The sequence below is a fragment of the Microcoleus sp. bin48.metabat.b7b8b9.023 genome, from assembly GCF_013299185.1.
Lineage (GTDB): Bacteria > Cyanobacteriota > Cyanobacteriia > Cyanobacteriales > Microcoleaceae > Microcoleus.
On record NZ_JAAFKG010000039.1, the window covers coordinates 67,728 to 75,775 of the forward strand.

At 46.8% G+C, this 8,048-nt stretch carries 8 protein-coding genes; 1 reads left to right on the top strand and 7 read right to left on the bottom strand.

Annotation, left to right across the window (positions count from 1 at the left end; translation table 11 throughout):
• Positions 1–208 precede the first annotated feature (208 nt).
• The 5 genes from QZW82_RS20965 to QZW82_RS20985 form a co-directional block, all read right to left on the bottom strand.
• Positions 209–901 (bottom strand): response regulator transcription factor, encoded by a 693-nt coding sequence (locus tag QZW82_RS20965; RefSeq protein ID WP_293152214.1) that lies wholly within the window; start codon positions 899–901, stop codon positions 209–211.
• A 129-nt stretch (positions 902–1,030) separates the two neighbouring features.
• Positions 1,031–3,259, bottom strand: a complete 2,229-nt coding sequence (locus QZW82_RS20970; RefSeq protein WP_293152217.1) for a tetratricopeptide repeat protein — start codon at positions 3,257–3,259, stop codon at positions 1,031–1,033.
• A 570-nt stretch (positions 3,260–3,829) separates the two neighbouring features.
• Entirely contained in the window at positions 3,830–3,997 is a 168-nt protein-coding gene (locus QZW82_RS20975; RefSeq protein ID WP_293152220.1) for a ssl1498 family light-harvesting-like protein, read from the bottom strand.
• Between the two features lie 78 nt (positions 3,998–4,075).
• Entirely contained in the window at positions 4,076–5,107 is a 1,032-nt protein-coding gene (locus tag QZW82_RS20980) for a thiazole synthase (protein ID WP_293152223.1), read from the bottom strand.
• Positions 5,091–5,600: a hypothetical protein gene (locus QZW82_RS20985; RefSeq protein WP_293152226.1), complete on the bottom strand. Its 510-nt coding sequence runs from the start codon at positions 5,598–5,600 to the stop codon at positions 5,091–5,093. The genes QZW82_RS20980 and QZW82_RS20985 overlap by 17 nt, the downstream gene beginning before the upstream one ends.
• Positions 5,601–5,645: 45 nt before the next feature.
• Between QZW82_RS20985 and QZW82_RS20990 the strand changes: the two genes are divergently transcribed.
• Positions 5,646–6,347 (top strand): Crp/Fnr family transcriptional regulator, encoded by a 702-nt coding sequence (locus QZW82_RS20990; RefSeq protein ID WP_293152229.1) that lies wholly within the window; start codon positions 5,646–5,648, stop codon positions 6,345–6,347.
• 297 nt (positions 6,348–6,644) lie between these two features.
• Here the strand turns inward: QZW82_RS20990 and QZW82_RS20995 are convergent, their stop codons facing one another.
• Positions 6,645–6,974 carry a cupin domain-containing protein gene (locus QZW82_RS20995; protein ID WP_293152232.1) on the bottom strand — a complete coding sequence of 110 codons (330 nt, stop codon included), beginning with the start codon at positions 6,972–6,974 and terminating at the stop codon, positions 6,645–6,647.
• A 108-nt stretch (positions 6,975–7,082) separates the two neighbouring features.
• Positions 7,083–7,862, bottom strand: coding sequence for a methyltransferase domain-containing protein (locus QZW82_RS21000; RefSeq protein WP_293152235.1), 780 nt, complete (start codon positions 7,860–7,862; stop codon positions 7,083–7,085).
• Between the last annotated feature and the right edge of the window lie 186 nt (positions 7,863–8,048).

Here is an 8,048-nt window from a genome sequence, read left to right on the forward strand (position 1 = left end):
GGAGCATCTCTTTTGTATTTGTAGTGCTGTCCCGGCTCGCGAGTATTATACAACTCGCGAGCGGGGACAGCACTCACAGAAAAAATGATTTTTCCAAAAATTTCAGATGCTCCCGGTTGACAAATATCCTGGATATCAATCGAAGATATTTGGTTAACCTGCCTACAGCCTTGTGTCTAAAGATCCGGCTGCCGAATGGCTAATACTACTAGGTTTTTGGTTCAAACTTGTAACCCACACCCCGAACGGTTTGAATCATTGAGATTTGATTCGTATCTGGTTCAATTTTGCGGCGAATTTGACCGATATGGACATCCACCACGCGATCGGCTCCCACATACTCGTAGTCCCAGACTTCTTGCAGCAATTCCGATCGCCTCCATACGCGACCGGGTTTGCTTGCCAAACAGTACAGCAGGTCGAATTCTAAAGCCGTCAAAGCAACTATCTGACTGTCGAGAATTACCTCGCGCCGGACGGGATCTATTAGTAGCTGTCCAAAGGTCAGACTTTGTTGTTGAGCCGGAGTAACAATGCGTTTGCGCTTCAAAATTGCTGCAACGCGAGCTCCAATTTCTACAAGACTAAAAGGTTTAGTAATGTAGTCGTCAGCACCTTCGGCAAACCCTTTCATTTTGTCAGCTTCATCGGTTCGGCTGGTCAGCATCAACACAAACACGCCCGTCCGTTTTTGCATTTCTTGACAGAGTTTGTAGCCAGTAGTATCGGGTAAATTTACATCTAGAACTACTAAGTCAGGATTGAGTTGCTCAAATAATTCCAGAGCAGTCTGACCGTCTGCGGCCGACTCAACTTGATAACCTTGCTGGCTCAAAAAACGGTGAATTAAATTTCGGATTGCCGGGTCGTCATCAACCACAAGGATTTTTACAGGGGCCATGACCACAACTTTGTTTGAAGAATTAGGCAAGAATATTCAGCCATAATAATAGAAAACTGGATACAAATCTCGAAAAAATTGAGCTTTTAATAGTTGTAGCCATATTTATAGCCATATTTATAGCCATATTTATAACCTACGCAAGATTTCAGGCAATAAATCTCCGGGCACTTTGGATAAGGCTAGATTTTGGCCTTGCAGCCCACATTCACTATAGAAAGCTCTAATCGTTTTAACAATATAACTCAATGCTGTTTGCCGGGAATCGGCAGCTTGAGAGTTTGGCGGGGCTTGCAGGTTAAGTTTATCTCCATATGTTAACCCTTTGTCGTTGAGATGTTGTCCCCATTCGGCACACACTTGCAACTGGTGGTGCAGTGCTGCTTCTAAATGGCTGGTTTGGGCGGCTTTGTTGGTGCCAAAATCTAGATCTGTGGCTAGTTGATAGTGGGCTAGTCCGAGATTGTTGCGGGCGGCCCAGGTGTCAAAGGTGAGTTGGGATCGATCGAGCTGGCCGGCGATATCCAGTGCAGTTTCGTAGGCGGTAATTGCCTGCTGTAAAGATTCCGTCCGGGCCTGTTTCTGCTGGAACTGGTTCCCCAAATGCCAATAAGCGGTACCGAGATTGTTGTAGGTGGCGGCGGCGGCGGCGGGTACCAATTCTCGGGTGCGGTATTTCAAGGCTTCGCGGTAGGCATCAATCGCCCTGACTAACAAGAGTTCTGAGGGCTCGTGCTGGGCGAGGTTCCAGCAAGCCGTACCGAGGTTGTTTTGGACTCCGGCATAGTTTAGCGGTTCTCGATCGGGACTGTAACAGCAAAGGGCTTGAGTGTAAGCGGCGATCGCGCTTTTGAGATAGACGATCGGCTGACCATCTTGAGCTAAATTCCAGTATGCTGTCGCCAAATTATTCTGAGCCGCCGCGTACTGCTGGGGTTCCGCCGCCCGGTCTAGATCCAGTAGGGCTTGTTGGTAAGCTGCAACTGCTTGCTGCAAGTTCTCTGTCTTGTCTTGATAGCGGGCTAAATCTGCCGAAGCGATGCCCAAATTTTTGTTTAATCTCACGCGGGTTTGGGGTGCGCTGTCGGCATCTGTGCGGTTCAAACCTTCAAGGTAGAGGGCGATGCTGCGTTCGAGGCAGGATACCGGATCGGCTGCGTTATGCTGCGTGCGATCGCGCGACAGCATCCAGTAAAAAGTACCGAGATCGTTGATCAGATCGGAAATTGGCGGTAGGGAGTGGGACTCCTCGGCGTACTGAGTTAAGTTTTGTGTCAATTGGGAAATTAGCCGCGCGCATTCCTCGGTTAGTGGTTGATTTTCCTGGGAGTTGTCGTCGAGTTCGAGGTATGCAATCACTTGCTCGATCGCGCGAATGGCAATTGTCAGGTTTTGCGGGGAGGAATCTCCGCCCAGAATCCGATCGCGGTAATAATTTCCCAAACTGTGATAAGCCAAAGCCAAAGCTTCGGAACAGCACTCATGTTCTTGCAGCAATGCAATGTATTGCAGGGTTTGCAGCGGCAGAAAATTGTCTTCCGATGCGGGATTATCTTCTACTTCCAACTCCTGGGAGGCCGCTGCTAGCACCAAATCTGCCAGTTCGACGGATTTAGAATCTGTTGTGGCGGGTTCAGAATCGGGAATTGGAGATGGGGAATCGGGAATTGGAGATGCGGAATCGGGAATTGAGGATTCTTCAGAAGACTTTAAATATATTGAAAGTTTGTCGCCATAGTCTCCGTTGTCCCGCAAGTTTCCGAAGTTTTCCGAGTCTCCCAAGTCTTCCGAGTGCCCGAAGTCGCCCTTAGCTGGAGTTGGTTCGCCTTCAAACTCAAATACTCCGGTGCGCCATTGCCAAAATTCCGGGGCCGATTGCTCGATCGAACTCAGCCAAGGGCGCGACACCCACAGCAACAGAGTAGACTCGCACATTTGCAGGTTTGCCTCGATGTCTCTCAAATAGCTCAGGAACGACCACTGCACGGCTGGTGAGTGCCTGGTCAGGTGTTCGGCCCCGAGAATTTGAAATCCCGGCAAACGGCTGTAGCTGCCGCCGTTTCGGGGCAGTGGGTGTTGAGTCAGCCATGCGGCGATCGAGTCCCAAGGATTGGGATCGCTCACGTCGAGTTCCAAACTGACAAATCGGGGATAGTCGATCGGGTAGGGACGAGAAATCGAGTCGGCGCCCTCGGCGGCTAATTCTGCCTGCAAGCGGGCCGCCAGACAATCCCGCAAACACAAGTCGTCGCAGGCGGCAATAAAAATTTGACGGCGTAAGTTGAGGTCGATCGCCTGTTTCAAGCGTTGATAGATCTGCTTGTTAGAGCTAGAAACTTTTTGGGAAGGAATAGACATCACGGTCTGGCGATTTTAGATTTTAGATTCTAGATTTTAGATTTTAGATTTTAGATTTGGGATTGTAGATTGTAGATTGTAGAGTTGAGAATTGAGAGTTGAGAGTTGAAATCTCGATGCTCGTAGCTCACAACGCCAGTCACGAAGAATAGTCAATCGCACCGGTGACGATCAAAGGATTATAGATTTTCGATTAGCAATTTTATGTTGGTGACCCGCCCAAAAATGGTACAAGACCGCGACCCTCAGGAGTGTAGATCTTAAAATTTCAGACTCCTGTTCAATCTCCCAGATTTATCTATGGAGTAAATCTAAAATCTAAAATCTACTGACGCTCGCGTCTGATTAATTGCCACCCAAGTCCCTGAACTTGACGGCCCAGAGGAAAAAACCCAATTTCTGCTTGTCTTATGATAGTTTTCCAGCTCGCGAGGCACGCTTCAGGACTATTGCGACTACCTGCTTTTTATTGAAACACAAAAACCATGTTGACCTTGGTAGGAAAACATGGTTTGTTCAATGATTATTTAAAATTGCGATTTGAAGCAGCTTTGAGTCTCAGCCCAGTTTTTACACAGAAGCAGCCACAAACACCAAACCAGCGACTAACAAGGCTCCTGCAACACCCAGGATGATGTAGTTCCGTTGCTGGTTCTTGTTGGGAGGTATGGCGTCGTACATCTTCGGCTCTTTGGCAAAGTTGTTCAAGCGTCCGTCTTCTTCGGTAGTATAAGGCATGGGCAACAATCCTCGATATTTTTGATTTCCATTACTGTACCAAAAAAGACTATCAAGCGCCCTGACAAATCGAGGAATTTATTTGGACGTGACAGTGCCAGTTTGAGGAGAAGAGGCGATCGCGTAATCTTTGACCGGCATTCTTCCTGCTAAGTACGCTAAACGTCCGGCTTCTGCGGCCATTCCCATTGCTTTTGCCATGGCCGGAGAATTCTGAGCATTGGCGATCGCAGAATTAATCAACAGTGCATCGGCGCCCATTTCCATTGCTTGGGCTGCTTCGCTGGGAGTGCCGATCCCTGCATCCACCACCACAGGGATATTCACCGTGTCAATAATGATTTGAATATTGGCAGCATTATTGATCCCTTGCCCCGAACCGATGGGCGAACCTAAAGGCATGACAGTCGCACAACCGACTTCTTCTAGGCGTTTTGCCAGCAGCGGATCGGCATTGATGTAAGGCAAAACGGCAAAACCTTCTTTGACTAATTGCTCTGCGGCGTGCAAAGTGCCGATCGGATCTGGCAACAAATATTTAGCATCAGGAATCACTTCTAACTTGACAAAATTATTATCTTCCTGCCCTAAAAGCTTCGCCATTTCCCTACCCAAACGAGCCACTCTAACCGCCTCATCCGCAGTTTGACAACCAGCAGTATTGGGCAGCATCCAAATTTTAGTCCAATCAAGAGCCTCTGCCAATCCTTCATGACCGGGAGCATTTGTTTGCACTCGCCGCACAGCCACAGTCACAATTTCGCACCGACTAGCGTTGACACTTTGCTGCATTTCGGCAATGCTGCGATATTTTCCCGTCCCCGTCATCAAGCGAGAATGAAAAGTTTTGCCAGCAATAATTAGAGGTTTGTCTAAAGGTGGCGTTGCCGTATCTACTGGATAGCCAAAAATACTGTACTCAAGCGCTTCTTTCCACTGTTCTCTACCGCCCAACATCTCTTCCAGTTGCAAACCTTCTTTATTTGTCAGCTCATCACGAGTAACTGCATAAACAATTTGCCCAACTGTAATCAATTTCGCTTCTCGCGACATATGATTTTTTAAGCCGACTTGTATAGCTTCTTCAAATTCATTAAAAACGTCTTCCATTTTCCCATTCCTCCCTAGCAATATTTTGAACTTCTTCGCTGTTGAATACTAATATAATTGCTTGAATCAGTTGAGCTTCGTCCCAATAAAAAGCTTTTCTGATGCCGTCGTTTATCTTCCAAAACTCGTAAGTTTTTCGATTGATATGGATAATTACGACTGTTGCACCTTGACGTTTGGCCCTGCTGATTCCTTCTTGAACTCGATACCTGATATTTCTAGTAGATTCTGTTAGCTCCTTAAATTCACAAATCCGACCGTCTATCTCAGCATCTGGCGTTCTCGTACCTTCTGCTGCTTGCTCGCTCAAAAGTTTAACTCTTTTTCCCATTTTAGCTAAAACTTCAGCAACAAAGATTTCAGAATTATTAAGATTGTGTTGTTGGTGGATGAGTACAAATCCGCCAGCTATCTCATCAAAATAATATCGCTGATATTCCGGTTCTGCGTTTTCGTAGATGTCTCTGCCGATCTCGATATATTCTGAATTCACCGTTATTATACTCTCAATGGACTCCGATCGCCTAAAGTTAAATGTATGAAAGCAACTGTCGAGCAACTGGCTCAAATTGGGATATTTGCCAGCTTAAACCGAACTGAATTAGAGCGATTGCAAGAACATACAGCAATTCGGACTTACCGACAGGGAGAAGTTGTGATGTATGAGGGCGATCGCATCCCCGAAAAATTATACACTCTTTTGAGCGGTTCGCTGCGGGTAGCAAAAACAGCGGCGGCGGGCAAAGAAACAATTTTACGCACTTTATTTCAGGGAGATATTTTTGCCGCACCTGCTTTGCTGGGTAACGGAGTTGCGCTGGCAACGGTGACGGCAGAAACTGACGTGCAAGTTCTTACCACAGAACGGGAATTTTTGCTAGCAGCAATTCGGCAAAATCCTGAGATTGCTTTGCGAATATTGGCGGTTTTTAACCAGCGGTTGCAGCAACTGCACGAGACTGTACACGGTTTGGTGTCGGAAAGGGCGATCGTGCGGCTGGCGAGATTCATTCATTACTTTGCGATCGAGCAAGGTACGAATATTGTGGATAATAGTGTATGTTTAGAAAAACGTTTTCCCTACTATCAAATTGCTCGCAGTATTGGCATCACCTATGAAGAATGCGTGCGGTTGTTTAAGAAACTAAAGCCGTTTGTATCCTACAGTCGAGGGGGAAAAATTACTGTGTTGGATTGGGGAAAATTGGAGAATCTCGCCTCTGGAGATGAAATAGATTAACAATCCGATAAGACGGCGGTTGAAACCGCGTCTATAAAAACCCCAGGACGCCGACGCGGACTGAAGTAAGACGGCGGTTGAAACCGCGTCTATAAAAACCCCAGGACGCCGACGCGGACTGAAGTAAGACGGCGGTTGAAACCGCGTCTATAAAAACCCCAGGACGCCGACGCGGACTGAATATTAGGTAATTTTAACCACTCATTCTTCAACCCGCGGAGGCGGGTTTTGTTTGTGTAGCCGCGAATTTCATTCGCCCGGTATTATTCTCACGAATTCCATTCGCCCGGTATTATTTCACTCGGAAAATGTCAAAATAAATGCCAAGTTTTCTTCAGCTTTCAAAGCGTGGGGAGCGCGAGCGGGCATGAATACAAACACTCCCGGTTCCAAGACAATATCCTTGCCTTCCAGAGTCAAAATTCCCTTTCCTTCGAGTACATTAACTGTGGCATTCCGCGCCGAACTGTGTTCGGCAATGTCCGAACCCGCAGCGAGACAAACTAAAGTATGCTGACAATTATTGTCTTTGACTAAAATTTTCGTCAGCACTCCGGCGGCGGGATATTCAATAGTGTCTCGGAGTTGGATTGCTGAAGATTGTAGCGGTAAAATGGTAGCAGTCATAATTTTTGACTCCCTAAGGCGATTTTAGATTTTGGATTTTGAATTGGGATGACTGATGAATTAAGGTTGAGAATCGAGGCTATAGTTGGATTCTTTTTGGAAACAGGTTTAAGATTGTTTTTTGGCACAGATGATGATGTAGCCTAAATCCTGTTGGTAATGCTGGAAAACTCGACGCATTGCTAAAACCCGATCGCGAATTTGCGCTTTACTTAGAACATTCCACAAAATTCGCACAGTGCCCGCAAACCCTTCATCCTCAAGCATCCGCCGCAAGTTGAGGAGTCCCATCGCCCCAGTTTGACACTTTTCTACCAGCAAACCCGCATTTTGGCAAACCGCAATCCAGCCCGACTCAGACAACGGCGTGGAATTAGCCCGAATCACTTCCGACAAAGCTTTGTGAATTTCTGATTCTCGGTTTCTGGCTAAAAGTTCGTGAGAAAGAAACTTGCCGCCCGGTTTTAGCCGATCGCAAATTCCCGATATAATTTTAGCTTTCCCCAACCCTGACTGCATCGTCAGGATAGCTTCAGCCAACACCCAATCAAACTCTTGGGAAATCCGATCCAAGTGAAAAATATCTCCTTCGACAATTTGGACTCGATCGCCCAAACCCGCTGCTGCAACGTTAGCACGAGCGCGCGCCACACTGTCGGGATTCTTCTCAACTCCCACTACTTTAACGCCAAAACGTTCAGCAAGGGCGATCGAACTATATCCAAAACTAGCAGCCAACTCTAAAACAGTCTCCCCAGGCCCAAAATCCGCCCATTCAAATAACATTTCGGTAGCAGCTTTCCCCCCCGGCCTCAGCATTTTCTTACCAGCCGCCACTAGGACTGCATGGCCGGGTGCAGTCTGCAAATTGAGAGTAGTATTGGTCATTAATTTGACTTCCTATTTAACCTTACTCTCAGTTTGCCAAATTCTCCGAAACCTTTCTATAGACCTCTTGCGAAAGTGCAATCGTTCGAGGTAAAATAAAACAAAAATTAGATTGAGAATATGAATTACGAAGAATTACAAAAGTTAACCCCCAAAGACTTTAAACGCTACTGTGGAGTACATCAA

Coding starts and splice junctions, on each gene's coding strand:
- QZW82_RS20965 (WP_293152214.1), bottom strand. CDS start 901: ATGGCCCCTGTAAAAATCCTTGTGGTTGATGACGACCCGGCAATCCGA.
- QZW82_RS20970 (WP_293152217.1), bottom strand. CDS start 3,259: ATGTCTATTCCTTCCCAAAAAGTTTCTAGCTCTAACAAGCAGATCTAT.
- QZW82_RS20975 (WP_293152220.1), bottom strand. CDS start 3,997: ATGCCTTATACTACCGAAGAAGACGGACGCTTGAACAACTTTGCCAAA.
- QZW82_RS20980 (WP_293152223.1), bottom strand. CDS start 5,107: ATGGAAGACGTTTTTAATGAATTTGAAGAAGCTATACAAGTCGGCTTA.
- QZW82_RS20990 (WP_293152229.1), top strand. CDS start 5,646: ATGAAAGCAACTGTCGAGCAACTGGCTCAAATTGGGATATTTGCCAGC.
- QZW82_RS20995 (WP_293152232.1), bottom strand. CDS start 6,974: ATGACTGCTACCATTTTACCGCTACAATCTTCAGCAATCCAACTCCGA.
- QZW82_RS21000 (WP_293152235.1), bottom strand. CDS start 7,862: ATGACCAATACTACTCTCAATTTGCAGACTGCACCCGGCCATGCAGTC.